The sequence below is a fragment of the Lysobacter sp. Root690 genome (assembly GCF_001427785.1).
In the GTDB taxonomy this organism is placed as follows: domain Bacteria; phylum Pseudomonadota; class Gammaproteobacteria; order Xanthomonadales; family Xanthomonadaceae; genus Lysobacter.
In genome coordinates, this window is record NZ_LMHM01000003.1 from 1 (window position 1) to 1,088 (window position 1,088).

The following is a 1,088-nucleotide window of genomic DNA, read 5'->3' on the forward strand; positions in this document are numbered from 1 at the left end:
AACGCAGTACAGCCACTTCAGCCAAGTAGAACGCGGCGTGATCATGATCATGACGAGGCAGGGCCACAGTAGCCGCGCGATCGGGCGTGCGCTGGATCGCTCGGCCAGCAGCGTGTCGCGCGAATTGGCCCGCAATGGACATCGCGCCCCAACCGCGACGCCGGCCCTGGGCCGCCCGCGTCGCGGCTATGATGCGGTGCATGCAGGCGCACGGGCGCGTCGACTGCGCCACCGCGCGCGCCGGCAACGCAAACTCACGCTGGACAGCGCGCTGTGGCGAGAGGTCAAAGACCGGCTGATGCGGTTCTGGTCGCCACGACAGATCAGCCAAGGCCTGCGCGATCAGTACCCCGATCAACCGGAGTGGCAGGTGTCGCACGAGACCATCTACAACGCGATCTATGCGATGCCCCGCGGCACAATCCGACGCGAGTTGACGTTGCTGTTGAAGCAGCAGCGCGCGGCGCGGCGTTCGCCGCGGCCGGGACCCGAACGGCGCGGGCGACGCAGGGACATGCAGAGCATTCACCATCGCCCGCTTGAGGCCGAACATCGACAGGTGCCGGGGCACTGGGAAGGCGATCTGCTGGTGGGCGCCCGGAACGCATCGGCGATCGGCGTGCTGGTGGACCGCAAGACCCTGTTCACCGTGCTCGCGCGCGTGGATGGCTGCAAGGCGATCGATGCCCTGAAAGGATTCAACCGGGTGTTGCGACGCTTGCCGGAGTCGGCGCGCAAAACGATGACTTACGACCAGGGCAAGGAAATGGCGTTGCACAAGGTGCTGACGCAGCGCACGAAGGTAGAAGTCTATTTCGCTGACCCCAGCAGCCCGTGGCAACGCGGGATCTGCGAGAACACCAATGGACTGTTGCGTCAGTACTTCCCCAAGGGCACCGACTTGTCGCATTTCACCCAGCAGCAGTTGGATCGCATCGCTCACGAGTTCAACACCCGACCGCGGGCGTCATTGGGCTATGAATTTCCGGCCGTCGTATTTCTTCGTGAGTTGGGCATGCCCGAGTCGGCTGCGAAAGTTCGCCAGGCCGTGTTTGACTCGTTTGATGCACTTAGACGTTGACAGTGCA

The 1,088-nt window shown here is 64.0% G+C and carries 1 protein-coding gene; it reads left to right on the forward strand.

The features are described 5' to 3' along the window. Nucleotides 1-1,081, forward strand: a 1,081-nt coding sequence (locus ASD86_RS04890) for an IS30 family transposase (protein ID WP_200957208.1), incomplete at its 5' end; no start/stop codon positions are given. Nucleotides 1,082-1,088 lie beyond the last annotated feature (7 nt).